General features: G+C 58.7%; 25 protein-coding genes. 15 read left to right on the forward strand and 10 right to left on the reverse strand.

Annotation, left to right across the window (positions count from 1 at the left end; translation table 11 throughout):
* Positions 1 to 11: 11 nt before the first annotated feature.
* From nhaA to BR48_RS25855, 4 genes are all read right to left on the reverse strand, one after another.
* Positions 12 to 1,199 (reverse strand): Na+/H+ antiporter NhaA, encoded by a 1,188-nt coding sequence (nhaA, locus tag BR48_RS0113015; protein ID WP_027231689.1) that lies wholly within the window; start codon positions 1,197 to 1,199, stop codon positions 12 to 14.
* A gap of 75 nt (positions 1,200 to 1,274) precedes the next feature.
* Positions 1,275 to 1,850 (reverse strand): ester cyclase, encoded by a 576-nt coding sequence (locus BR48_RS0113020; RefSeq protein ID WP_027231690.1) that lies wholly within the window; start codon positions 1,848 to 1,850, stop codon positions 1,275 to 1,277.
* A 147-nt stretch (positions 1,851 to 1,997) separates the two neighbouring features.
* On the reverse strand, positions 1,998 to 3,377 hold the full coding sequence (locus BR48_RS0113025) for a 3-deoxy-7-phosphoheptulonate synthase class II (RefSeq protein ID WP_027231691.1): 1,380 nt from the start codon (positions 3,375 to 3,377) through the stop codon (positions 1,998 to 2,000).
* Positions 3,378 to 3,662: 285 nt separating this feature from the next.
* The gene (locus tag BR48_RS25855; RefSeq protein ID WP_081815876.1) at positions 3,663 to 3,956 is read right to left on the reverse strand and encodes an antibiotic biosynthesis monooxygenase; all 294 of its coding nucleotides are present in this window, start codon (positions 3,954 to 3,956) and stop codon (positions 3,663 to 3,665) included.
* 256 nt (positions 3,957 to 4,212) lie between these two features.
* Between BR48_RS25855 and BR48_RS0113035 the strand changes: the two genes are divergently transcribed.
* Positions 4,213 to 5,100 carry an alpha/beta fold hydrolase gene (locus BR48_RS0113035; RefSeq protein WP_027231693.1) on the forward strand — a complete coding sequence of 296 codons (888 nt, stop codon included), beginning with the start codon at positions 4,213 to 4,215 and terminating at the stop codon, positions 5,098 to 5,100.
* A 39-nt stretch (positions 5,101 to 5,139) separates the two neighbouring features.
* Here BR48_RS0113035 and gor read toward each other — a convergent pair whose 3' ends face one another.
* The 3 genes from gor to rpiA form a co-directional block, all read right to left on the reverse strand.
* Positions 5,140 to 6,531 carry a glutathione-disulfide reductase gene (gene gor, locus BR48_RS0113040; protein WP_027231694.1) on the reverse strand — a complete coding sequence of 464 codons (1,392 nt, stop codon included), beginning with the start codon at positions 6,529 to 6,531 and terminating at the stop codon, positions 5,140 to 5,142.
* A gap of 120 nt (positions 6,532 to 6,651) precedes the next feature.
* Positions 6,652 to 7,218: a DUF2059 domain-containing protein gene (locus BR48_RS0113045; protein WP_027231695.1), complete on the reverse strand. Its 567-nt coding sequence runs from the start codon at positions 7,216 to 7,218 to the stop codon at positions 6,652 to 6,654.
* Between the two features lie 4 nt (positions 7,219 to 7,222).
* Complete coding sequence (rpiA, locus tag BR48_RS0113050; protein WP_027231696.1) at positions 7,223 to 7,927, reverse strand: ribose-5-phosphate isomerase RpiA; 705 nt, start codon at positions 7,925 to 7,927, stop codon at positions 7,223 to 7,225.
* A 197-nt stretch (positions 7,928 to 8,124) separates the two neighbouring features.
* Here rpiA and BR48_RS0113055 point away from each other — a divergent pair, with 197 nt between their 5' ends.
* The 6 genes from BR48_RS0113055 to BR48_RS0113080 all read left to right on the forward strand — a co-directional run bounded on the left by BR48_RS0113055 (position 8,125) and on the right by BR48_RS0113080 (position 13,677).
* A complete protein-coding gene (locus tag BR48_RS0113055; RefSeq protein WP_027231697.1) occupies positions 8,125 to 8,808 on the forward strand; it encodes an HAD family hydrolase in 684 nt (227 codons plus the stop codon).
* A gap of 174 nt (positions 8,809 to 8,982) precedes the next feature.
* A complete protein-coding gene (locus tag BR48_RS0113060; protein WP_155810889.1) occupies positions 8,983 to 9,453 on the forward strand; it encodes a BA14K family protein in 471 nt (156 codons plus the stop codon).
* Positions 9,454 to 9,685: 232 nt separating this feature from the next.
* Positions 9,686 to 11,098 carry a circularly permuted type 2 ATP-grasp protein gene (locus BR48_RS0113065; RefSeq protein ID WP_027231699.1) on the forward strand — a complete coding sequence of 471 codons (1,413 nt, stop codon included), beginning with the start codon at positions 9,686 to 9,688 and terminating at the stop codon, positions 11,096 to 11,098.
* 58 nt (positions 11,099 to 11,156) lie between these two features.
* The gene (locus BR48_RS0113070) at positions 11,157 to 12,098 is read left to right on the forward strand and encodes an alpha-E domain-containing protein (protein ID WP_027231700.1); all 942 of its coding nucleotides are present in this window, start codon (positions 11,157 to 11,159) and stop codon (positions 12,096 to 12,098) included.
* A gap of 5 nt (positions 12,099 to 12,103) precedes the next feature.
* Positions 12,104 to 12,901, forward strand: a complete 798-nt coding sequence (locus BR48_RS0113075) for a transglutaminase family protein (RefSeq protein ID WP_027231701.1) — start codon at positions 12,104 to 12,106, stop codon at positions 12,899 to 12,901.
* Between the two features lie 32 nt (positions 12,902 to 12,933).
* Positions 12,934 to 13,677, forward strand: coding sequence for a proteasome-type protease (locus BR48_RS0113080; RefSeq protein ID WP_027231702.1), 744 nt, complete (start codon positions 12,934 to 12,936; stop codon positions 13,675 to 13,677).
* 1 nt (position 13,678) lies between these two features.
* On the opposite strand, the gene BR48_RS0113085 is transcribed toward BR48_RS0113080, so the two are convergent.
* The gene (locus tag BR48_RS0113085) at positions 13,679 to 15,598 is read right to left on the reverse strand and encodes a L,D-transpeptidase family protein (RefSeq protein WP_051614955.1); all 1,920 of its coding nucleotides are present in this window, start codon (positions 15,596 to 15,598) and stop codon (positions 13,679 to 13,681) included.
* A gap of 225 nt (positions 15,599 to 15,823) precedes the next feature.
* Positions 15,824 to 16,198 carry a DUF971 domain-containing protein gene (locus tag BR48_RS0113090; RefSeq protein WP_027231704.1) on the reverse strand — a complete coding sequence of 125 codons (375 nt, stop codon included), beginning with the start codon at positions 16,196 to 16,198 and terminating at the stop codon, positions 15,824 to 15,826.
* A gap of 194 nt (positions 16,199 to 16,392) precedes the next feature.
* On the opposite strand from BR48_RS0113090, the gene moaA reads away from it, so the two are divergent.
* The 8 genes from moaA (at position 16,393) to BR48_RS0113130 (ending at position 22,880) form a co-directional block, all read left to right on the forward strand.
* Entirely contained in the window at positions 16,393 to 17,382 is a 990-nt protein-coding gene (gene moaA, locus BR48_RS0113095; protein ID WP_027231705.1) for a GTP 3',8-cyclase MoaA, read from the forward strand.
* Between the two features lie 86 nt (positions 17,383 to 17,468).
* A complete protein-coding gene (locus BR48_RS0113100) occupies positions 17,469 to 18,392 on the forward strand; it encodes a DMT family transporter (RefSeq protein WP_027231706.1) in 924 nt (307 codons plus the stop codon).
* A gap of 2 nt (positions 18,393 to 18,394) precedes the next feature.
* Complete coding sequence (mobA, locus tag BR48_RS0113105; protein WP_036814375.1) at positions 18,395 to 19,024, forward strand: molybdenum cofactor guanylyltransferase MobA; 630 nt, start codon at positions 18,395 to 18,397, stop codon at positions 19,022 to 19,024.
* Complete coding sequence (gene mobB / locus BR48_RS0113110; protein ID WP_027231708.1) at positions 19,021 to 19,548, forward strand: molybdopterin-guanine dinucleotide biosynthesis protein B; 528 nt, start codon at positions 19,021 to 19,023, stop codon at positions 19,546 to 19,548. The genes mobA and mobB overlap by 4 nt, the downstream gene beginning before the upstream one ends.
* A 223-nt stretch (positions 19,549 to 19,771) precedes the next feature.
* Entirely contained in the window at positions 19,772 to 20,563 is a 792-nt protein-coding gene (locus tag BR48_RS0113115; protein ID WP_027231709.1) for a transporter substrate-binding domain-containing protein, read from the forward strand.
* Between the two features lie 122 nt (positions 20,564 to 20,685).
* Positions 20,686 to 21,399 carry an ABC transporter permease gene (locus tag BR48_RS0113120; RefSeq protein WP_027231710.1) on the forward strand — a complete coding sequence of 238 codons (714 nt, stop codon included), beginning with the start codon at positions 20,686 to 20,688 and terminating at the stop codon, positions 21,397 to 21,399.
* Positions 21,396 to 22,232, forward strand: coding sequence for an ABC transporter permease (locus BR48_RS0113125; RefSeq protein ID WP_027231711.1), 837 nt, complete (start codon positions 21,396 to 21,398; stop codon positions 22,230 to 22,232). Before BR48_RS0113120 ends, BR48_RS0113125 begins: the two co-directional genes overlap by 4 nt.
* A gap of 27 nt (positions 22,233 to 22,259) precedes the next feature.
* The gene (locus BR48_RS0113130; RefSeq protein ID WP_027231712.1) at positions 22,260 to 22,880 is read left to right on the forward strand and encodes a glutathione S-transferase; all 621 of its coding nucleotides are present in this window, start codon (positions 22,260 to 22,262) and stop codon (positions 22,878 to 22,880) included.
* Between the two features lie 7 nt (positions 22,881 to 22,887).
* Here BR48_RS0113130 and BR48_RS24575 read toward each other — a convergent pair whose 3' ends face one another.
* Positions 22,888 to 25,347, reverse strand: a complete 2,460-nt coding sequence (locus BR48_RS24575; RefSeq protein WP_036814386.1) for a penicillin acylase family protein — start codon at positions 25,345 to 25,347, stop codon at positions 22,888 to 22,890.
* Positions 25,348 to 25,354 lie beyond the last annotated feature (7 nt).

Genomic DNA, 25,354 nt, shown 5'->3' on the forward strand with positions numbered 1-25,354 from the left:
GCGGATTCCAGTTATTTTTTCGGCTCGGGCTTCTTTGAGCGGGCAGCCGCCACAGCAAGTACGAAGGCGCCGAACACCGCCGACAAGAGCGAGCCAAGGAGCACGCCGAGCTTCGTCTCGTCCTGCAGCAGCGGCGACTTGTCATAGGCGAGAAGGCCGATGAACAGGCTCATGGTGAAGCCGATGCCGCACAGGATCGCGACGCCATAGATCTGCACCCATGTCGCTCCAGGCGGGCGTTCGGCAAGACGAAGCTTGATCGCCAGCCAGGCAAAGGCGAAGACGCCAAGCTGCTTGCCGATGAAGAGGCCAGCCGCAACGCCGATCGGCACGGGATCGGCAAGGTTTGACAGCGATACACCGCTGAACGAGACACCGGCATTGGCGAAACCGAAGATTGGCACGATGATGAAGCCTACCCAGGGCTGGATGGCATGTTCGAGTTCGACCAGCGGCGAATCGGCCTCGCCGCGCTTGCCTTTCATCGGAATTGTCAGGGCGAGGAGAACACCGGCGATCGTTGCGTGGATGCCGGATTTGAACACCAGAATCCAGAGGATGACGCCGAGAACGAGATAGGCCCAGAGCCGCACCATGCCGAGATAATTCATGGCGACGAGAATGGCGAATACCGCCGCCATGCCGGCGAGCGCCGGAACATTCAGGCCTTCGGAGTAGAACAGCGCGATGATGATGACCGCACCGAGATCATCGATGATGGCAAGGGCGGTCAGGAAAACCTTGAGCGAGAGTGGCACGCGCGCGCCGAGCAGCGAGAGAACGCCTAGCGAAAAGGCGATATCCGTCGCCGAAGGAATTGCCCAGCCGCGAATGGTGGCGCCCTCATTGAAGAACAGAAAGATCAGCGCGGGGACCATCATCCCGCCGACGGCCGCAAAGCCTGGCAAAGCGCGCCGCGACCAGGTGGACAATTGTCCGCTGATCATTTCGCGCTTTATTTCAAGCCCGACAAGCAGGAAGAAAATCGCCATCAGGGCGTCATTGATCCAATGGAGGATGCTGAGCCCGCCGACGTAAGTCTTGAGAAAACCGAAATAATCTTCGCTGAGCGGTGAATTGGCGATGATCAGCGCAAGAGCCGCAACCGCCATCAGAATGATGCCGCCAGCAGCCTCATTCTCCATGAACGAACGGAACGACGCAGTCAGGCGGATTCGGCGCGTGGGTTTAATGTCCATGCAGACTTGATAGAATCCTGAAACGGAAAACTCCAGTCCCGAAATCCGCCTTTCCCGCGTTGGTTGCGTGGCGGGCTACTGCGCCAGCCCGATCTGCTTCATGAAACTCAAATTGTCCCAGAAAAGATATTCCTCGTCCATCACGCCGGCGGGCGTCCAATGGCCAAGCGTCGCCATCGTCAGCTTGAACGGCTTGCCGGTGGGCGCGATAGACTTGCCATCGGGTGTCGGCATCGGTTTGGTGAACGTGCCTTCCATCACTCCGATCACGCCGGTCCATTGCCCTTGGCCGAACCGCACCGGGTGCACATTGATATGCGTATCCGGCGCATAGACGAATATCGCCTTCAATTCCTCGACGTGATCGTGAAGCCCCTTCGTCGTGTGACCATCGGGATAGTGGACGAGAATATCGGCAGCGTGGCTTTCGCCCAGGCGATCCCATTTCTGGTTCGTATAGACATCGAAGTCGAGCGTATCGAATGTTTTCAGATTGGTGTCCGTCGTCTTCTCGGCATTCTGATATTTGGCGAGTTCTTCCATGAGGGCGGGAAGAGCCTTCTCCGCAGCCTTTGCGGGATCTTCTGCATGTGCTTGAGCTGGCAGTCCGATCGTCAATGCAGCGAAGGCAACAACAATATAGTTGTTCATGGCTGAATTCCTTTTCTGGAAATATTTGGAATGGAAATCGTCAGTATTGGCCAGGCCAAAATCGCCAGCCTGCCGTGACGTACGTTATATAAACAAAGGGCGGCCATAAAGACCGCCCTTTGGGAATAGTGGCAGACAGTGCGTCGCTCAGGCGTTGACTGCCAGCTTCTGCGGGTGGCTGTCGCGCTCCTTCTTCAGAAGCTCGGCGACGAGGAATGCCAGCTCCAATGCCTGGTCGGCATTGAGACGCGGATCGCAGTGCGTGTGATAACGATCCGAGAGGTCGTCCGCCGATATGGCGCGGGCGCCGCCAGTGCACTCCGTGACGTTCTTTCCGGTCATCTCGATATGGATGCCGCCGGGATAGGTCCCTTCGGCATGATGAACTGCAAAAAAGCTCTCGACCTCCTTGAGGATACGGTCAAAGGGCCGCGTCTTGTAGCCATTGGCGGTGATCGTGTTGCCATGCATCGGATCGCAGGACCAGACGACATTGCGACCTTCCTTTTGTACCGCGCGGATCAGCTTGGGCAGATGGTCGCCGACCTTGTCATGGCCGAACCGGGCGATGAGGGTAAGGCGCCCTGCTTCGTTGGCCGGATTGAGCAGGTCGATCAGGCGGATCAGGTCATCTGGCTCAAGCGTCGGGCCGCATTTCAGGCCGAGCGGATTCTTGATGCCCCGGCAGTACTCCACATGCGCGTGATCTGCCTGACGCGTGCGATCGCCGATCCAGATCATGTGGCCGGACGTGCCGTACCAGTCGCCGGAGGTCGAATCGACGCGGGTCAGCGCTTCCTCATAGCCGAGCAGCAAGGCCTCATGGCTGGTGTAGAAATCCGTCTCGCGCAGTTGGGCGTTGGTTTCCGAGGTGATCCCGACGGCGCGCATGAAGTCCATCGTATCGGCAATGCGGCGGGCCAGCTTGCCATAACGCTCGCCCTGCGGGCTGTCGGAAACGAAGCCGAGCATCCACTGGTTGACGTTTTCGAGATTGGCATAGCCGCCCTGCGCGAAAGCGCGCAGCAGGTTCAGCGTAGCGGCAGACTGGCGATAAGCCATCTCCTGACGCGCCGGGTCCGGGATACGGGCCTGCTCGGTGAATTCGGTGCCGTTGATGATATCGCCGCGGTAAACGGGCAGCTCAATGCCATCCTTCGTCTCCGTGTCGGCCGAGCGCGGCTTGGCGAACTGGCCGGCGATACGGCCGATCTTCACCACCGGCTGCGACGCTCCGAAGGTCAGGACAACGGCCATCTGCAGGAAGACGCGGAAGAAGTCGCGAATATTGTCGGCGCCATGCTCGGCAAAGCTTTCGGCGCAATCGCCGCCCTGGAGCAAAAATCCCTCGCCGCGCGAGACTGCGGCCAGCTGCTTTTTCAGCTTGCGCGCTTCACCTGCAAAAACGAGCGGCGGATAGGTACGAAGACGGGCCTCGACATCGCTCAAAGCCTGAGCGTCCGGATAAAAAGGCATCTGCTTTACCGGTTTGCCTCTCCAGGAAGTCGGTGTCCAGTTCTTCGTCATTATTGCACCCTGTTATGACCTTCAATATCGGTTGTAATTGATTGTGTTTTCCCGGGCTTTGCCGGAGGCGCTCATATAGTCCAATTGCTGCAGATATACCAGTCCCGTCGGCAACAGCGGACAATATCAAGCGAACATGCCCATGGACATACGGGACGCCCCTCTCAGGAACCGACATTTGAGCGTTCGGAGGGTCATTATAGCGTCTGCCATAACGTGTTGATTATGGCCTATGGGCAAAGTGAAGACGCGATCGATTACACGATGAAGCGGTTCCTGCAATCTCTACTCAAGTTCCTCGACAGTGTATTCTCGGGGGATGGTGGACGTCGCAGTGAACCACTCCGACGCGCGGGTCCTTTGCTGATGAAAATCAAAAGCAGCGCGATCTACAAAAACCCCCCCCACCCGCCACACCAGAGCATCGTCGGTCTGCGACACATCAAAAGAGATGCAGCCTGGCTCGGCCCTGGTAAGTCGAAGGTGATCGGGAAGATAATCGATGACAAGCGCAACATCGTGCATCGATACGCATCGCAGGAAGCCAGAAAGTCTAACCGCGCCTGTTCTGTTATCCATAATATTCCATCCATTTACGGCAGCGATTTCATCGTGCTGCTGCCCTTAGCCAGCCGGTTTCAGGGTCAAACAGGTCTTGAGTGTACCAACGTCAGCGTACCGTTTGATTTTCGCTTTTACATCAATGAGTGCGGCGTGGCTCTAGAGCCGAGAGACATTAGTTTTTAGGTTCGCGTGTTGCCAGTTGCGAAAATCACCATTGTCGGCAGCGCCGTTTTGATTTACGTTAACGTCAAGGTAAGATCTGGGAGGATCGATGAAGGATATACGTTTTCTGGCGGCGGACGGCTTTCCGCTGCACGGTCACCTGTATGAAGGCGGCGGCGAAGGGCCGGCCGTCCTGATTTCGTCTGCAGCCGCCGTCCCTGACGCAATCTACCGGCATTTTGCCGCCCATCTCATCGATCTCGGCGCATCCAAGGTTCTTACCTACGACTACCGCGGCGTCGCCCGCTCCGAGGCTCCCAGCCGCTGGAAATCGCGCCTCAACCTCAAGGATTGGGGCGTTCTCGACTTTCCCGCCGCTGTTGATGAACTCAGGCGCCTCTCGGGATCGCGCCCCATGGTCGGTATCGGCCATTCCTATGGCGGCGTTGCCCTCGGTCTCAGCAACCGGTCTGCGAGCTTCGAGCGATATGCACTGCTGGCGTCCTTGTCCGGGTACTATCGCAATACGGCGCAGCCCTGCGCCATGTACGCCAAGATGAACCTTGTCGGAGTGCCGCTTACAATTCCCTTCGGCAAATTGCCCAAATGGGGCGGGCTCGGTGAAGCCGTGCCGGGCACGATATTCCGTGACTGGGCCCGCTGGTGCCGCAATCCGAATTTCCTGTTCTCCGACCCTGCGGTTCCTGAAGCGCAAAACTTCCAGAAGGTGACGATCCCTCTCCTCTCGGTTGGCATCACCGACGATGTCTGGGGAACGCCGCGCGCGGTCGAAAGCCTGCTGCGCCGCTTCGACAATGCATCCGTTCTGCACGAGATGTGGTATTCCCCGGCAAGTTCGGACGGCGCGCCGATCGGTCATCTCGGTTTCTTCCGCAAACACCAGGCCAATAAACTGTGGCCGGCCGTGACGGATTGGCTGCTTAACGCCAAGGTTCCGGATGGGGCGGCGTTGCGGCCGGAAATGCGCGCCGCCTAGGCCTGCCTTTTGACGCGAGCCGCCGCAGCCCGAGTGCGGTCAATCGACACGTTTCCCATCGACCACCCGGTAGCTCGGCCTGTACATCGTCACCAGCTCTTCGGAAGCTGTCGGATGCACCGCCATCGTCCTGTCGAAATCATCCTTGGTGCAGCCTGCCTTGATCGGAATGGCGAGGAGCTGCGCCATTTCACCGGCGTCCGGCCCGAGTATGTGCGCGCCGATGACCCGGCGTGTCGCTGCATCGACGATCAGCTTGGTCAGCATCTTGTCCTTGGCGCCGGATAGCGTGTTGCGCATCGGGCGGAACAGGGCTCGATAGACTTCGAGCTCCTTGTATTCCCTTGCAGCGTCCGCCTCGCAAAGCCCGACCGTGCCGATCTCCGGCTGCGAGAAGACCGCCGTCGCAATGTATTTGTGGTCGGGTTTGGTCGGATTGTTCTTGAATGCCGTCTCGAGGAAGCACATCGCCTCGTGGATGGCGACCGGCGTAAGCTGCACGCGGTTGGTCACGTCGCCCACGGCCCAGATATTGTCTTTGGTCGTGCGCGAATAGGCATCGACCTTGATCGCGCCAAGTTCGTCGACCTCGACACCGGCTGCTTCAAGGCCAAGCGACTTTGTGTTCGGCACGCGCCCGATGGCGAGCATCACTTGGTCCGCTTCGATGCTGTCGCCCGAGCCGAGCTGCACGGCGAGCCTTCCGTCACCCGAACGCCTGACCTCCTTGATCATCTCGACGCAGCGAATGCGAATACCCTTCTCGGTCATCGACGCATGCAGCAATTGCCGCAAATCATGGTCGAAGCGCGAAAGGATTTCCTTGCCGCGGTAGATGAGGGTCGTTTCAACGCCGAGGCCATGGAAAATATTGGCAAACTCCACGGCAATATAGCCACCGCCTTCGATGACGATGGCTTTCGGCAGTTCGGCAAGATGGAACGCCTCGTTGGAACTGATGCAGAGATCATGTCCCGGCAACGCCGCATGCGGATTGGGATGACCGCCCGTCGCCACAAGAATTTGATCCGCTGTCACCCGCTTGCCGGTATTGAGGATCTCGATCGTGTGGTCATCGATGAGTACAGCCCGGCTGTCATGGATCTCGACGTTGGAATTGTCGAGCCCTAGCCGATAAAGGCCTTCGAGGCGGGCAATTTCGCGGTCCTTATTGGCAATGAGCGTCGGCCAGTCGAAGCTCGCCTCCCCGACGCTCCAGCCATAGCCTGCCGACGCCTCGAAATGTTCCGGAAATTGTGACGCATAGACGAAGAGCTTTTTCGGCACGCAGCCGCGGATGACGCAGGTGCCGCCCATCCGGTATTCTTCGGCAAGGCCGACTTTTTTGCCCATGGCGCCCGCAAGCCTGCCGGCGCGCACGCCGCCCGATCCGCCTCCGATAACGAAGAGGTCATAATCAAAGCCTGTCATGGCAAGGCACTCCGAATCTGCTGAGGTTCATTGCATATGGGTTCTATCGCGGTGTCTTGAAAGAACAAAGCCCGGCGCTAGGGCCGGGCTTTGTGGAAAGATTCAAACGGGGCGACGCCGTTACTGCTTCGGCTTTACCGGCGTCTCGGCCTTGGCAGGCGCCGGTGCATTGGCTGGCGCCATCGTCGCAGCGGTTGCCGCAATCTTCTCGGCGACAGCCTGCGCGAGATCGCGGGCGACGCCGCGCTGCCAGATCGAGGCGGCCTTGTTCACCTCACGCGTCACGATCGGCCCTTCCGAAAGGAGCTTGAGGCCGGCCGGGGACGTGTAGAAACCGGTGATGGCGTTAAGTTCCTCTTCAGTGAAGGAAACCGCATAGGCACGGGCGGCTTCGTTCTCAAGGTCGGCACGGCGCGCTGCGAGCTTGATCGCCTGCTCGTCGACGGCAGAACTGATCACCGATTCGAGATTGGGATCTTTCTGGATAAGCTCGGCCTTGAGACCGCGGGCAGCATCGGGAAGGATCGAGTCGAACATGTCAGTCGCCTTGATGGCGGCCACCGCTGCACGGGCAGCTGCGAGATGCGAAGGCGTGATTTCCTGCGCTTGTGCCGAGCAGAGACCGCCCAGCACGATCGCAACAGACAAGGGTGCAATCAAGCGGCGAAAGCCAGATGCAAGGTTCATGAGTTTATCGCTCCGTTTTCGTTGTCAGTGTGCGGATGCCGTCAGCGCCAGCCAGAATGGCCACGCGCGCCAGATCCAGAAAAAGTCCATGCTCCACCACGCCGGGAATGGCGTGCAAAGCGAGTGATAAGGCTCTTGTATCCGGAATGCGGCCAAAAGATGCATCCAGGATCAAATGCCCGCCGTCTGTAACAAATGGTTCGGCTCCCGTCATCCTCAATGTAAGTGGCCCCGACAGATCGAGTGACGAGGCAGCGCGCTCGATGGCAATCTTCGTCGCCGCTAGCCCGAAACGATTAACCTCGACAGGCAGAGGAAACGCGCCGAGTGCTTCGACAAGCTTGGTTTCGTCGGCAATAACCACCATCCGCTTGGAGGCGGCAGCAACGATCTTCTCACGCAGCAGGGCCCCGCCGCCGCCCTTGATGAGGGTCAGCTCGGGATCAACCTCGTCCGCGCCGTCTATCGTCAGGTCAAGTTCCGGCGTCTCTTCGAGCGTCGTGAGCCTGACGCCAAGTTCGCGGCAAAGCGCGGCCGTGCGCTCCGACGTCGGCACGCCAATGACATCAAGACCGTCCTTGACCCGCACCGCGAGCAGCCGCACGAATTCCTCCGCGGTCGAGCCCGTGCCGATGCCGAGCCGCATGCCGTCCTCGACATAGGTCAGCGCCTCGGCCGCGGCCTTGATCTTCAATGTTTTGGCATCCATCGGTGGTGCGCCTTCTTGTAGCTTTGACTTGATATGGCTTTGCCTTGACACTGGGCTCCCTAACACGTCAGACGTTCGGGTCAAGGCTCATTGCCGGATTTATCCCGGCCTGATTATCGTACATGCATGCATCAGGGCACCGAACACACAATTTATCGCAACCTTCGCTCCGAACCGCGAATGCCACAGGAAAAAATATGCCTCAGCCAATCGTTGTTTTCGACCTAGACGGAACCCTGGTGGATACGGCCCCTGATCTACTCGACAGCCTCAATCATTGCCTTGAGGCCAAGGATATGGAGAAAATCGATCCGGTCGCGCTGCGCCGCTATGTCGGCCATGGCGGCCGCGTCATGATCGAGCGCGCCTTCGAGGCGCAGCAAAAGCATTTAAGCCCGGAAGAACTCGACCGGCTGGTCGATATCTTCATCGAGCACTACGGTATGCACATGCCGGGTCGTTCCGCGCTTTATGAAGGCGCCGAACAGGCGATGGAACAGTTGGCTGAAGCCGGCTACCTCCTTGCCGTCTGCACCAACAAGTTCGAGGGGTTATCGGTCAAGCTTTTGGACGGGCTTGGCCAGACCTCGCGCTTCGGCGCTATCTGCGGCGGGGATTCATTCTCCTTCCGCAAGCCCGATCCGCGCCATCTCCTCGAGACCATCCGCAAGGCGGGCGGCGATCCGGAGCGCGCCGTCATGATAGGCGACAGCCGCACGGACATCGATACGGCCAAGGCGGCAGGCATTCCTGTCGTTGCCGTCGACTTCGGTTATTCGGACTTGCCGGTCTCTGCTTATGATCCGAGCCGCATCATTTCGCATTTTCGCGAATTGAAGGTGGAACTCGCAAATGAGTTGATCGGGTCGGTGGATGCATGACGCAAGCAGCCTGCCGGAACAAATGAAGACCAGCCACGTTTAAGTTTCCGAGATAAAAGGCCGTTTTGGCCCGAAATCTGCGTATTTCTTACTTCTATGAAACGTGTGCGAGGCACTGCGTCTCGCAAGGAGGAGAAATTGAAGAAACTGACCTCAGTACTTTCTGCCTTGGCAATGGTTGGGGGCATGGCGACGGCCACAAGCGTTCCTGCCTACTCTGCACCGCTTGCGCCGGTGACGATTGAAACCGGCAACGCCAACATCGATCAGGTCCAGTACCGGCGCCATTGGCGCGGCGGTGGCTGGAACGGCAACCGTGGTTTCTATCGTGACCGCGGCTGGAGCGGACGCCCGTATTGGCGCGGTGGCGGCGGCTATTGGGGCGGCTATCGCGGCTACAACTACTATCGCCCGGGCTACAGATATTACAACGGGGCATGGTTCCCGCTTGCAGCCTTTGGAACCGGCCTGATCATAGGCAATGCTTTCAGCGCGCCGCCTGTCTATCGCTACGGTGGACCTGTCTATAGGACCGGCGGATCTCATGTGCGGTGGTGCTATGACCGCTACCGCTCATATCGCGCCTACGACAATAGTTTTCAGCCCTATTCCGGGCCGCGCCGCCAGTGTGTTTCGCCTTACTGAACAAATCGATCGGGGTGATTCATCAGGGCCCGGGACCAAAATCCCGGGCTTTCTTTCGGTTATCCCCATCTCTAGCCCATGGATTAGACGAAAGTCGTCTTGCGCTTGCCTCTGCCGTGATGCAGTTGCCTAATTTTTAACCCGGCCGCCCGGCCACAGCCTTAAACGATGGATTGTGCTTGCTTTTTTCGATGAACCCGCTTGAATGTCCCTTATATGAAGGGGATTTTGAGTGAAGCCATTTGACGAGATGATCAAAACAGGCGGCGACGTTCGACCGCCCTATGAACAACTGAAATGCTGGCTCGACACCCAGAACCCCGAGCGGTTGGCACAAAAAGCCCTTGATGCTGAAAACGTTTTCCGCAAAACGGGTATCACTTTCGCCGTCTACGGTGACGAAGAGGCAGCCGAGCGCATCATACCCTTCGATATCATCCCGCGCATCATCACCGGCAATGAATGGCGCCGCCTGTCGCAGGGCATCGAACAGCGTGTCATGGCGCTCAACGCCTTCCTCGACGATATTTATCATCGCCAGGAGATTATCCGTGCCGGACGCATCCCGCGCGAACTCTTCACGCACAATGATGCCTACCTTCCGGAAATGGTCGGATTTCGTCCGCCCGGCAACGTCTACACGCACATTATCGGCGTCGACATCGTCAGGACGCAGGAGAACCAGTTCTACGTTCTCGAAGACAATGCCCGCACGCCTTCCGGCGTTTCCTATATGCTGGAAAACCGCGAAACCATGATGCAGCTCTTCCCGGAGCTCTTCCAGCAGATCAAGGTTCGCCCTGTCGAGACCTATCCGAAGCTGCTCAGGCAATCGCTGGCCGCAGTAGCGCCGCCCGGATGCAAGGGCCCGCCCACGATCGCAGTCCTCACTCCTGGTATTTTTAATTCAGCCTATTTCGAACATGCATTCCTAGCCGATCAGATGGGTGTTGAGCTCGTCGAAGGCAGCGATCTCAAGGTAGAAGACGGCAAGGTTGTCATGCGGACCACCGAAGGCAATCGCGCCATCGACGTGCTTTACCGGCGCGTGGACGATTCCTTCCTCGATCCCCTCACCTTCCGCAGGGATTCCGCGCTTGGCGTGCCCGGCATCATGGATGTGTACCGCTCGGGAAACATCACGATCGCCAACGCGCCCGGGACCGGAATCGCCGACGATAAGGCGCTCTATTCTTATATGCCGGAGATCGTCGAGTTCTATACGGGTCGCAAGGCAATTCTCGAAAACGTGCCGACGCATCGCTGCTCCGAGCCCGACACCCTTAAATATGTACTCGAAAATCTTGCCGATCTCGTCGTCAAGGAAGTGCATGGCTCGGGCGGTTACGGCATGCTGGTCGGTCCGGCTTCCACGAAGAAGGAACGTGAGGTCTTCGCCGCCAAGCTCAGCGCCAATCCGAAGAACTACATCGCCCAGCCGACGCTGGCGCTTTCGACGACGCCGATCATGACCGAAAAGGGCCTCGCCCCGCGCCACGTGGATTTGCGCCCCTTCGTCCTGGTCTCCGACCGCATAAGGATCACGCCGGGAGGCTTGACCCGCGTCGCGCTCAAGGAAGGTTCGCTCGTCGTCAACTCCAGCCAGGGCGGCGGAACGAAAGACACATGGGTGCTCGACGACTAGCATTTTGATCAAGAGCCGCCGAAGACGGTTCCACAAGAACGAGGGATGATACTGGAAAATGCTGCTCGGCCGAACCGCAAATGGTCTTTACTGGATGTTCCGCTATATCGAGCGGGCGGAAAACATGGCTCGGCTGATCGACGCCGGTTTGCGCATGGCCCTGACCAAGACCTCCGATGCCCCTGAAGAATGGTCCTCCGTACTGATGAGCGCCGGCGTGAAGATCGGCTATGACAGCAAGTACGCCGAATACAATGCCGGCCTCGTGTCCGACTTCCTGCTGCGTGACCTCAACAATCCCTCGAGCGTGATGTCTTGCGTGGAGACGGCCCGGCTTAACGCTCGCATGGTGCGCACCGCCCTGACGCGCGAAGCCTGGGAGAGCGTCAACGAGACGTGGATGATCCTGAAATCCACGCTCGCCAACCCGATACCGGAAACCGACCTGCCGCGCGTCCTCGACCAGATCAAGCGCGAGACAGCGATCATCCGCGGCGCGTTTCATGGGACGATGCTGCGCAACGAAATCTTCAATTTCGCCCGTATTGGAACGTTCATAGAGCGCGGCGACAACACCGCCCGCATCCTTGACGTCAAATATTACGTGCTCCTGCCATCGATCTCCTATGTCGGCACGACCCTTGACAATTTTCAGTGGGAATCGATCCTGCGCTCGGTCTCGGCGCACCGTTCCTACCGCTGGGTCTATGACGTCGAATACAACCCCGTGAACATTGCCGATTACCTGATCCTCAACTCGCGCATGCCGCGCTCGCTCAACTTCTGCTATTCAAACATCGTCGACAATCTGAGATTTCTGGCCAACGACTACGGCCGCCGCCACGCCTGCCATGACATGGCGGAAGGCATCATGACCCTGTTGCAGGACAATGATATCCGGACCATATTCGACAGCGGCCTGCACGAGTTCCTGAGCGACCTCATCTATCAAACGAACAGCTTGAGCACGAAAATTGCTGAAGCCTACAACTTCGATTGAAGATCATGCTTCTCAACATCCAGCACATTTCCAGCTATCATTATGACGCTCCCGTACATTATTCGGTTCTGCGGCTGCGCATGCATCCACAAAGCGGACCGGGCCAGAAAGTCATCGACTGGTCTGTGCAAGTGGAGGGAGCGACACAAGAGGCAAATTACCGCGACGGTTACGGCAACCGCACCATGCTGATCCGCCTGCAGCGCGATACAGAACGCCTCGTCATCCGTGCCATGGGCCAGGTCGAGACCGAGGATAAAGCTGGCGTGCTCGGCAAGGTCTATAACTTCATGCCGATCTGGCTCTACGAACGCGATACCGCGCTGACCAACGCCGGAGATGCGATCCGCGCTCTCGCCGCGGATCTCGACAGCAGCCTCGAGCGGCTGCCTCTCATGCATCAACTCATGGGTCTGCTGAACCAACGGGTTGCCTACACGCCGGGTTCAACGACGATCACGACGACCGCAGAAGAGGCGCTGCTCAACGGCAAGGGCGTGTGCCAGGATCATACGCACATCTTTCTTGCGACGGCGCGCCTGCTTGGCATCCCCGCCCGCTACGTCTCTGGCTACCTGATGCTCAATCACACGATCGAACAGACGGCGAGCCACGCTTGGGCGGAGGTGCATATCGACGGGCTTGGCTGGGTCGGTTTCGACGCCGCCAACGATCTGTGCCCGAATGAGACCTATGTGCGCATCGCCTGCGGGCTGGATTATCGCGAGGCGGCGCCGATTTCAGGTATACGCATGGGACCCGGCATTGAATCACTTGCCGTCGAGGTTAATGTGGAGCAGTAATCGGCTCTGGCTTTTAGAATCTGGGATTGATTATGACCTATTGCGTGGGGCTCAAACTAGACCGCGGCCTCGTGTTCATGTCCGACACGAGAACCAATGCGGGTGTCGACAATATTTCGACATTCAAGAAAATGTACACCTGGGCCAAGACTGGCGATCGGGTCATCACCTTGCTATCGGCCGGCAATCTTGCCACCACGCAGGCCGTCATCAGCATTCTCAACGAACGTACCAAGATGCCGTCCGAACGGGCGCCCAGCATCTACGACATGCCGTCAATGTTCCAGACCGCCCGCCTCGTCGGCGATACAATCCGCCACGTCATCGACGAGGTGGGCGCCAGTGGGCAGCGCGCCGATTCGTTCGGCGCCTCGATTATCCTCGGCGGCCAGATCAAGGGCGGCGATCCGCGCCTGTTTCTGATCTACCCCGAAGGAAACTTCATCGAATCGACGCCGGATACGCCATTTTTCCAGATCGGCGAGCACAAATACGGCAAGCCGATCATCGTCCGCTCCTATGATCCGGCCATGACCTTCGAGGAAGCGACCAAGCTGCTTTTGGTTTCATTCGATTCCACGCTGAAATCCAATCTTTCCGTTGGCCTGCCGCTCGATCTGCAATTCTACCAGGCCGACAGTTTCAGGCTTGGTTTCGAACGACGCGTGGAACGTCACGATCCCTATTATGAAATGATTTCAGATGGCTGGTCGCAGGCCTTGAAGCTTGCGCTGCAAAGCCTGCCGCCCTTCGAAATCGAGCCCAGGGGACATTAGGTCAGAGCTTCGCCGTCTGCGCGGTGACCGGACTTGACTCACGCACCGCCCGCGTCTTGTCGATCGCCTTCTGTAGATAGGCGTCGCGCTCATAGACATCGTCGTAAAACTTGATTTCGCCCGTTGCCGCATCCGGCCAGGCGGTGAAGTACGAGACATAGACCGGCAGCGGGTTGGCGACCTTTACGCTGCGCTCGTTCTTGCCGAAATACGGCGTCAGGTCCGCGACCGACATGCCAAGCACGGCTGCAGCCATGTCGCGCGGGTGTTCAAGACGGATGCAGCCATGGCTGAGCGCGCGCATGTCCCGCTTGAAATAGGACTTCGCCGGCGTGTCGTGCATGTAGATATCGTGGCTATTGGGGAACAGGATCTTGAGTTCGCCGAGAGCATTGTCGAGGCTCGGCTTCTGGCGAATGCCGACGCCGCCACCGTTGGCGGCAACCTGCGACCAGTTCACCGCACTTGACGGAATGACGCGTCCCGACTTGTCGTAGACCTCGTAGCCGCTGCTTTCGAGATAGGACGGATTGTTGAGGATTTTCGGCATCATCTCGTTGAGGATGATCGAGCGCGGCACGCCCCAGGAAGGATTGAAAACAACGGTTTCGATGGTGTCGTTGAAGAAGTAGGTCTGGTTGGTCGGCGATCCGACGACGATATTCATCGCCAGCTTCTCGGTGCCGCCATCGAAATACTGGGCGCGAAAGGCCGGCTGATTGACGAATACATAACGGTGGCCGAAATCATGCGGCAGCCAGCGCAACCTCTCCATGGAATAGACGATGCGGTCGCGCTTCGACGTGTTCGATTCAGCCTGAAGCGCTCCGATCGTGCTGGTGCCGATCACGCCATCCGGCTTGCGTCCCTGATCACGCTGGAAATCCTTGATGGCCTCGACGAGGCTCTCGTCGTAGACGCTGGCATTCTCGTGGGCATCGAGGACGGCCTCGTGCGTGAGAAGATAAGATTTCGGCGCCTTCGCCTTGATCAACGTCACCACATTGCGCAATTCCGGATTGTCGTCGCCCGGACGGATCTTGGTGCCGGGTGCGACGCGGACGGTCGGCTCCGACGCATCGCCAAGCGCGGCGAGGCTCTGTTTCAGTTCGGCGTACCATTTGCTCTGTGGTGCAAAGCCGGCGAGCACCACGGCCGGATCGCTGGCGGTGGCAAGCTGATTCATCACGTCGCGGGGTTGCACGCGGTCGACAGCAAAATCATGAAATCCGCTGAGGCGGTTCGGATTGATGCGGCCCTCGCCTTGATCCATCGCATAGCGAAGTGCGCGCGCCGACAGCGTCAGCTCGAAATCCGCGAGTTCTTTCAGCCGGGCCGGGATATCGCTGCGGTCATAGTCGTCGGAGGGCATCTTGACGGCATAGTCGGCCGGATCGAGCCCCTCTTCGCCCGCCTTGGCAAACAGCGCCATGACGGCCTTTGCCTTGGGGCTGACATCATAGGAAGCGGTCCAGATCGGCTGCTGCTTGGCGGCATAATAGGAGACGACAGCATCAGCAATGTTCTTTTCCGCCAGGACATGCGCTTCCTTGAAGTGGTCGAGCTTTAGCCCGAAACGCTCCATCTGCGGTGGCGACACAATGCCGTGATCCGCGGACGCCGTCAGTTGCGGATCAACCTTAGAGAAGTCGATCTGAGTTACCTGCTCCGGCTTATAATCGTAATTTGTCGGGGCCGTAACAGTCACGCGCTTGATCGGTGCGGATGGGCGCCTTGCCTCGCCTGGCGCCTCGCCCGGGCGAAGCGCGCGCGGCTGGACGACTGGCTGCGACTCGACGCGGCGCTGGCCGAACAACAGCTCCATCAGATTGTTTGCGGCAGATGCGGGCGACAGCGGAATGGCTGTTGCCGAAAGCATCGCAGCCAAAAAGATCGCACGTTTTTTGGAATAGGAATTCATGATGTCCGCCCGGATGGTACTTGCCCACGGGTGTATCATGGGCCGGCCTCTGATTTGGTGTTCGGCCAGTTTCATCGCATCCTATTTAGAATCTTTTAACAATGCCCATCGATCGTTTGATTATTCTTGGTCGGCACAATTTTGCGCCGTGTGCCGATTTCGACACAGGCGATTTTTCAGGGTGGCGAAGCAGAAATAACCCGCGCGACACGGCGTATGGTGGTGTCAGTGCGGCCGAATTGCCGGCTCGCGGCTCAAGCCCTTTTCAGCAAGTTCGTCGAGATAGGACTGCCAGCGGTCGTCCTTGTTGCGCCCGAGTTCAATCAGGTAATCCCAGCTAAACAGACCCGTATCATGCATGTCATCGAAAATGATTCGTACGGCATAATTGCCGACGGGCTCCATTTTCATGATCGCGACATTGATCTTGCCGGGCACCGTAACGCGCTGCTCAGCCGAGTGCCCCTGCACTTCGGCCGACGGCGAAGCAACCCGCAGAAATTCGGCGGAAAGAATGTAAGTCTCGCCATTGTCGAAGCTGACCGTCAGCGACCGGCGGTCCTTGGCAACACGCAATTCTTTCGGCCAGGCACTCGTCATGGTGTATAATCCTCAACATTCGCCACCCTTGTGTAGCATGCGCAAGGCGGCCTGCAAGTCGGCGTATAGTTTTCCTTGAAACAGCATGCTAGAGGCGATGACTGGACAAGCAAGCGGCCGCACCTTATCTCTCCTTCAGGAGGAAGCTCGTGGATCACGTATCACTGCTCGAAAGACCCGGCATTCAGGCACCAATGGTCGACCCATTCGGTCGAACGATCAGCTATTTGCGGGTTTCGGTGACGGACCGCTGCGATTTTCGCTGCACTTATTGCATGTCCGAGCACATGACATTCCTGCCGAAGCGGGATCTGCTGACGCTCGAGGAACTCGATCGCTTGTGCACGGCCTTCATCGAGCGTGGCGTCAGGAAGCTGCGGCTGACCGGCGGCGAGCCGCTTGTCCGCAAGAACATCATGCATTTGATCGGCGAACTGTCGCGCCACCTTCGCTCCGGCGCGCTCGAAGAATTGACCTTGACGACGAACGGCTCGCAGCTGGCGCGCTTTGCCGCCGAGCTCGCCGATCACGGCGTCAGGCGCATCAACGTATCGCTCGATACACTCCATCCGGACAAGTTTCGTCAAATCACCCGCTGGGGCGATTTGGGCCGCGTCATGGAGGGTATCGATGCGGCACAGGCTGCCGGCATCAAAATCAAGCTGAACGCGGTTGCACTCAAAGGTTTCAACGATCACGAAATACCTGAGATGATCCGCTGGGCCCATGGCCGCGGCATGGATCTGACATTGATCGAGACGATGCCTATGGGCGAGATCGATCTCGACCGAACGGACCAATATCTGCCACTGTCGCTGGTGCGTTCGAAACTTGCCGAAGAATTCACGCTGCATGACATCGCCTACAGGACCGGCGGTCCGGCGCGCTATGCGCAGGTCGAGGAAACCGGCGGCCGCATAGGCTTCATCACGCCGATGACCCACAACTTCTGCGAGAGCTGCAATCGTGTCCGCCTCACCTGTACCGGCACGCTCTATATGTGCCTCGGGCAGGAAGATGCGGCAGATTTGCGTGCGCCGCTGCGGGCATCCGAAGGCAACGACCTTCTCAACGATGTCATTGACGAGGCCATCGGCCGCAAGCCCAAGGGCCACGACTTCATCATCGATCGCCGCCACAACCGCCCTGCTGTCTCCCGCCATATGAGCGTTACCGGCGGCTGATAATTCCGAATGCGCGGATTGATATAGGCTGATATATCAATCCTTGCGATTCTGGAGGAGGATCGCTTTAATTTCGGATAGAAGTCTTGGCATTATCTCCCAATCTGCGCGGCGCGATTTACATGGCCATCGGCATGGCCAGCTTCACCTTCAACGACGCGACGGTGAAATATGTCGGCGAACATATGAATATGGGCCAGGTCATGCTGGTGCGCGGCTCGATCGCCACCGTGCTCATCCTGGCGCTCGCATGGCACAAGGGCATGCTCATTTCGCTCCGCGAGGCGCTGCACAGGATGACCATTGTCAGGGTGATCGGCGAAGTCGTTGGAACCGTGAGCTTCCTCGTCGCGCTTGTTCATGTTCCGCTGGCGCTGACCTCCGCAATCCTGCAGGCGCTGCCGCTTGCCGTTACCATGGGCGCGGCGATTTTCTTCGGCGAGCCAGTGGGCTGGCGCCGCTGGGTCGCCATCGCTGTCGGTTTCTGTGGGGTGCTGATCATTGTGCGTCCAGGCGGCGAAGGCGTCAGCCCCTATATCCTGCTCATCGTCGTCACCGTCATTTTCGCGGCGCTGCGCGACCTTGCCACGCGCAAGGTGCCGAAGACCATCCCGGTGCTCATGATTTCGGCGCTGACATCCATCGGCGTATCGCTTGCTGGCGTTGCCATGATCGGGCCGCTCGGCGGCTGGAAGCCGATGTCATTGATGAATACGATGCTGCTGACGCTTGCGGCCTGCTGTGTCATCGTCGCCTATCATTTTCTCATCCTCGCCATGCGTGAAGGCGAGATCTCGTTCATCGCCCCGTTTCGATATACCAGCCTGCTCTGGGCGATCCTCCTCGGCTTCCTGTTCTTTGACGACCTGCCCGATGTCCCGATGATTGTCGGCTCGCTCATTGTCATTGGCAGCGGACTCTATACGCTCTACCGTGAGCAGATCGTCGGCCGAATGAAACCAGTCGAAATTGCGGCGGCTGCGGCAAGAACATCGCCAGATGGAGTTTAGCGGTGCGCATTGCAGGCATCATTCTCGCCGGGGGCCAGTCGCGCCGCATGAATGGCCGGGATAAGGCCATGCTGCCGTTCGGCGATCGCCGGCTCATCGACCATGTTCACGAGCGCTTGTCGCGCCAGGTCGAAACGATCGCCCTCAACAGCAACGCCGATACCGCGGGCTTCGCCGACCTCAATGTTCCGGTGATTGCCGACGACATTCACGGGTTCGCCGGCCCTCTCGCCGGCATCCATGCGGGCATGGAATGGGCGGCAGCACAGCCGCGCCCGTTCTCGCACATTCTTTCCGTCGCCACCGATACGCCCTTCTTCCCCGATGAGCTTTTGGCCAGGATCAGTCAGACGATCCTTGATGCAGACCGCCACATAGGCATTGCAGCCTCGGGCGGCCGGGTTCACCCTACCTTTGGCCTTTGGCCGGTGTCGCTGCGATCCGATCTGAAGCACTGGCTCGACGATCCTGCCAATCGCAGGGTTACCGCTTGGCTGCAAAGGCATCCGCACCGGGTTGTGGAATTTCCGCTCGTCAGGGCGCGGACAGGCGATCCATTCGACCCGTTCTTCAATATCAATACGCCAGCAGATATCGCGGCTGCGCGACAGCATTGGAAGACAGCGGAATGAACCCTAGCGATCACCGCATTTTCGGCATTACCGGCTGGAAGAATTCCGGCAAGACGACGTTGGCGGTCAAGCTTGTCAGCGAACTTGCCAGGCGCGGCTGGAAAGTGTCGACGGTAAAACATGCTCACCATGATTTCGATATCGACAAGGAGGGCACCGACTCATGGCGCCACCGGAAAGCGGGCGCCGGAGAGGTCGCCATCGTTTCCGACCGGCGCTGGGCGCTGATGCATGAATTGTCGGAAGAAGCGGAACCCACCCTCGCTGAAATCATCGCCCGCTTCGCCCCCTGCGATCTCGTCCTTGTTGAAGGGTACAAGCGTGAGCACCACAAGAAAATCGAAGCGAGAAGGCTGGATGCCCGATCGACGGATCCCTTGTCGACCGACGACCCGACCATCGTCGCAATTGCCAGCGATCATGCGATCAGCGGCGAGACGATCCCCGTTTTTGATCTCGATGACATTGCCGGCCTTGCCGATATGATCGAACGTGAAATGCAACTTTCGCGCGATCCGAGTTAGAAAATGCCGTTTCAACCGAAACGCGCGCAACAAAAGTATCAGATGCCAATTTTAATGCGATTGAGCTCGCCGGATTTGCGCGCCAGCGAACGATTCCCGGTTGCAATTCTTCAAAAACTAGTGGGAATATCGCGCCAGGAGCAGTAACAGCTGCGACTTGCCCGGAAGGCTGTTCAAAAAGAAACAGGGGAACAGCCGGGCCATAATAGAGAGGTTCAAATATATGCGTATCACCAAGCGTCTGGCACTTGCGTTTTCCGCTGCAGCCATTGCTTTCACAATGGGTGCGGCCCACGCAGAGGACGCCCTGAAACTGACGATTGCTTCCGAAGGCGCTTATCCGCCCTTCAACAACCTCACCCCAGATGGCAAGCTCGTAGGCTTCGACATCGATATCGGCAATGCGCTGTGCGAAGAGATGAAGGCGCAGTGCACCTGGGTATCACAGGATTGGGACGGCATGATCCCGGCTCTGCAGGCCGGCAAGTTCGACGCGATCATCGCGTCCATGTCGATCACGCCCGAACGCCTTCAGAAGGTAGATTTCTCCAAGAAGTACTACAACACGCCCCCCGGCATTGCAGTTCCGAAGGATTCCGATGTCAAGGACATCACTCCGGAAGCACTGAAGGGCAAGACGCTCGGCGTTCAGGCTTCGACCAGCCATTCGAACTATGCGCAGTCCAAATATGCCGGTTCGGAAGTGAAGATGTATCCGACTGCCGATGAGTACAAGCTCGACATTTCCAACGGCCGCGTCGATGCGGTTATGGATGACGTGGTCGTTCTCGGCCAGTGGCTCGATAGCGATGCAGGCGCATGCTGCAAGCTCCTTGGCACGGTCACGCCTGACCCGGCGATCCACGGCCCAGGTGCCGGCGTAACCGTCAAGAAGGGCAACACCGCCCTCGCCGACAAGTTCACTGCCGCGATCGCAGCCATTCGCGCGAATGGCAAGTACAAAGAAATCAACGACAAGTACTTCAAGATCGACGTCTACGGCGGCGAGAACTGAGCCGTTTGATCTGACCTAAAAGGGTGAATGGCGGTCAGCCGCCATTCGCCGATCTTCCAAGAATGACGGGCAGGCCGGACTAAAGGGCCTTGGGGAATTGCCCGCGAAAAAGAAAGTCGCCTATGGAAGGCTCAATAGCATTACTCGGTTTTGGCGAGGGCGGATGGGGCCCGAGCATTGCCAGCGGTGTCCTCGTGACGGTAAGTTTGGCGCTGGCGACACTGCCCGTGGGGCTGGTGATCGGTTTCTTTGTTGCCCTTGGCAAGCAATCGCCCGAACCGTCGGTCAGGCTTGCCTCCAACATGTACACGACAATATTCCGCGGCCTGCCCGAACTGCTCACGCTGTTCGTCGTCTATTTCGGTGCGCAGATCGGTATCCAGAAACTCGCGGTGCTTGTCGGCTATACCGGTACCGTTGAAATCAATTCGTTTATCGCCGGCATGTTCGCGCTTGGCGTGGTGTTTTCTTCCTATGCCAGTGAGGTGTTCCTCTCGTCGTTTCGGGCAATCCCGAAAGGCCAATATGAGGGCGGCTATGCCATCGGCCTTTCAAACGGCCAGACGATGCGCAAGGTCATCCTGCCGCAGTTGATCCGTATCGCGCTGCCTGGCCTTGCCAACCTCTGGATGATCCTTCTCAAGGATACAGCGCTCGTTTCCGCCATCGGCCTTGCAGACATATTGCGCCAGACCGGCGTTGCGGCTCGGGTAACCAAGCATGCTTTCCTGTTCTTCGGCACGGCCTGCATGATCTATCTTGTCCTCGCCGTCGTCTCTTCCTTCTTCATCGACGGCATTGAGCGCTGGGCTGCCAAGAGCGGGGTGAAGCGATGACCCAGACCTTTATCAACGCGCCGGCGCCGACAACGATGCGCCCGCCTGCCCCACCCCGGCGCTGGACGAAACCACGCATCATCGGTAACGGGCTGGTGGCGCTGTGGGCCGCACTGATCCTCGGCCTTGTATTTTACCTCTATACGGCCTGGGATCCGGAGGTCATCGGGAAATATGCGCCGAGCTACTGGGCCGGTCTAAAAACAACGATCGGCCTTGTCACGGCGTCGATCATCCTTGGCGCGATTCTGTCGGTACCGGTCGTCCTTGGCCGGTTGAGCAAAAACCGCATCATCGCGTCGATAGCCTATGCCTATGTCTACTTTTTCCGCGGCACACCGCTGATCGCGCAGGTGTTCCTGATCTATTATGGCCTCGGTTCATTCAAGCCGTTTCTGGAGGCGATCGGCCTCTGGGTCTTCCTGCGTGAGGCCTGGTACTGCGCCTTGCTCGCATTCTCGCTGAACACTGCGGCCTACCAGGCGGAAATCCTGCGCGGCGCCATCAGAAGTGTCCCACTTGGCCAATGGGAAGGTGCCGCATCACTCGGCGTCTCGAAGTTCGTCACCTTCCGCAAGGTGATCCTGCCGCAAGCACTGATCGTCGCCTTGCGTCCCTATGGCAATGAAGTGATCCTGATGATCAAGGGCTCGGCTATCGTCGCGCTGATCACGGTCTACGACCTGATGGGCTATACCCGCCTTGCCTATTCCCGCACCTTCGACTTTCAGGCCTATCTCTGGGCAGCCATCATCTATCTTATTTTGGTGGAAATCCTGCGCCACGTATGGGATTGGATGGAGCGACGCATCACGCGCCATCTCATCCGATAAACTCCCGTGCAGAAGTGATTTCCGGCCATGTTGAAGATTTGGGGTCGCATCAATTCGACCAATGTCAAGAAAGCGCTATGGGCCGCCGAAGAAGTCGGCGTCGCCTATGAGAACATCCCCGCCGGCGGCGCCTATGGAATCGTCGCCGATCCCGAGTATCGGGCCAAGAACCCCAACAGCCTCGTGCCGACGCTTGAGGATGACGACCTCGTGCTTTGGGAAAGCAATAGCATCGTGCGCTATCTTGCCGCCAAGTACGGTCAATCGTCGCTCTTAACGGCCGATCCAGCGGCAAGGGCGCTTGCCGAGCGCTGGATGGACTGGCAGATATCGACGCTGGCCGGACCATTCCGGCCCGTTTTCTGGAACACGGTTCGCCTGCGGCCCGAGGAACAGGATCACGCGGCAAAAGCCAAGGGCGTTGAAGAGTGCTCACGGCTCTTCGCCATTGTCGACGCAGCGCTGGCGCGCAGCCCCTACCTGTCAGGCGAGACGCTCGGCGTCGGCGATATTCCGCTCGGTTGCGTTGCCTATGCCTGGTTCGAAATGCCGATCGAAAGGCCCGACCATCCCAACCTTGCCGCCTGGTATGAACGGCTGAAACAGCGCCCGGCCTATCAGAAGTCCGTGATGACGCCTCTGACTTGAACCGTTCTCACTTCCCCGGCTTCAGGCTCCAAACACCCAGCAAACCATCCTGATAGGCGGTCTCGTCGGTCGGGATGGTAATTCCTCCGGTGTTTGCCCATGTCTCGGCAAAGTCGCGATAGTTTGACGAGAACACGTTACCCGACTGACCTGTCGTCTGGATGTACGTCGAGCGGTCAAGATCGGCTAGATCGAACAATCCACGGTAACTCGTGCCGTGGGTCACCCGGTAGGGATTGCTCTCGTCGGTGTAGGCAGACTTGCCGCGGTCGAGCGTGAAGGCCCCGCCGGAAGCTGGGACGGTCACATTGAATATCCGGTCGAGCGGGCTGACCTGCGAAAACGGCCGATGCGCCCCATAGGCATAATGCAGCGCGCCATAGGTCCACGCCCTGCGATCCGATCCAAGCCGCGTTTCGAGATCCTTGAGCGCATCCTTGAGCGACAGCGCCAGAATATCGCCGCAGCTTTCCTTCTCCGGGGTCCGCCGGTCATCGCACCAGTCGCGTGCCGCCCCTGGTCCAAGCCAGCGCAGCATGGCGGTGACATGGGCCTGCCAATAGGAGGGCAGCGCATCGCCGAGATCGTCCTCGAGAATCCGCTTGATCGCAATGCGCAGCCAGGCATTGAAGAGCAACGGTTCTATTTTGGCGCGATCCTCGACGAAGTCCCAACCCTTGAGCCTTGCCAAAGCATCCTGATCAACGTCGCTGCGGCCTTCCAGGGCCTTTAGCATCACCGGCAGGAGCACTGCAAAGCCATCGCTGCGGGCGTCGCCCTGCACCTTGCGATTGCTCTCCAGCGTTTGTCCGTCTGCGCCATACACCAGGGTCTTGATGCGATTGAGCCGCCAGGGCTCATCCCAGTCGAAGGTGAGGAAATGCGGATAGCTCGAATCGACGATCTTGGTGTTGGCGGTGGCGAGCACATTATCGGCTGGACTGTCGATGCGTGGCAGTTCGCCATAGGGAATGAAGCCCTTCCAATCGTAGGTAGCATCCCAGCCCGGCGATGGAGTTCGCCCCATGATCTGGTTGGCGGGATCGCGCACCGGCACCCTTCCGGGCGCAATCATCCCGATATTGCCGTCGACATCGGCGATAACGATCGATTGCATCGGTGTGATGAAATCCTGCATGCCATTCTGGAAGTCGCTGACCGTTGCAAAATCCCACAGCTTGAAGCCCGCCGCGATCGTCTTGTCGTCGCCCGATAGCGCGGTCCATGACAGGGCCGCGACCGTGCCTTCCGGCATGTAATGGTCGAGGCCGCGATAATCGGCGGGGAGGACGGGGCCGTGGCGCGTCGCGAGACGGTCGAAGCTGACGCTCTCTCCGCCCTTCACCTTGATGTCGACCCTTTTCTTGTCGAAGGCCTGAAAACCCTGCGGTGTCTGATACTCGTCCGGATTGGCTGGATTGATCTTTTCAACGAAGAGGTCCTGTACGTCGGCGCCGGCATTGGTGAAACCCCATGCCAGCTTGTCATTGCGCCCAAGCAGGACAAGCGGCGCGCCGGGCAATGTAACGCCGACGAGGTTCTTTACCGTGCCGTCGCCCGCTTTCACCTGCAGATGAGCGAGATACCAGATGGCGGGCGCGCTCAAGCCAAGATGCGGATCATTGGCGAGAATCGGCTTGCCGGTTTCGGTGCGTGCACCGCCGACGACCCAGTTGTTCGATGCTCCAGTGGAGACGACGTCGTTGAGCGCGGCGTAGCGGCGTTCGGCTTCCGATGCTCCGGCTTTCAACGTTCCGGTTTGAAGGCCGAGTATCTGCCGCAGATCCGGGAGCGGCGGCGGCGTATCGCCCTCGACCGGCGGCTCGAGATCGGTGATCTCCGCATCGCTCATCCCGAGCCGGGCGAATTTCAGGCGCAGGACTTCGTCATCGATATTGGCGCCGAGCGACACCGACATCAGCTTCAGGATTACGATGACGTCCGCAGCCGTCCATTTCTCCGGCTTGTGACCAAGGATTACGAATTCCGGTGAGTATTTGGAGCCGAACGTCGGCGGCGCGCTATCGATAAACGCATTGATTCCGTGCACATAGGCGTCGATCTTGCCACGATCCGCCGCGTCCAGAGATGCGACCGAGCTTTTAGCCGATTCGTAAAGACCAATCGACCGGATGAAGCGATCAGTGAAAATGGTCTTGTCGCCGAATATCTCGGAAAGCCGGCCCTGCCCCGCCATGCGGTTCATTTCCATCTGCCACATGCGCTCCTGGGCATGGACGAAACCGAGCGCCATCAGCACATCCTCGACCGAGCTGCCGCTTATGTGCGGAACGGCATTCCTGTCGCGGGTAACGCTGACGGGCGCTGACAGGCCCGCAAGTGTCGCTTCGCCTGCGGCCGGCGTAACCGAGCGGGCAAACCAGACATAGGCGAGGACTGAAGCAAGCAATGCTATGGGGATGAGCGAGAAGACAATCCACAATAGGCCTTTGATGATACGCCGCATTGTCCTA

It is taken from the genome of Phyllobacterium sp. UNC302MFCol5.2 (genome assembly GCF_000686005.1).
Lineage (GTDB): Bacteria > Pseudomonadota > Alphaproteobacteria > Rhizobiales > Rhizobiaceae > Phyllobacterium > Phyllobacterium pellucidum.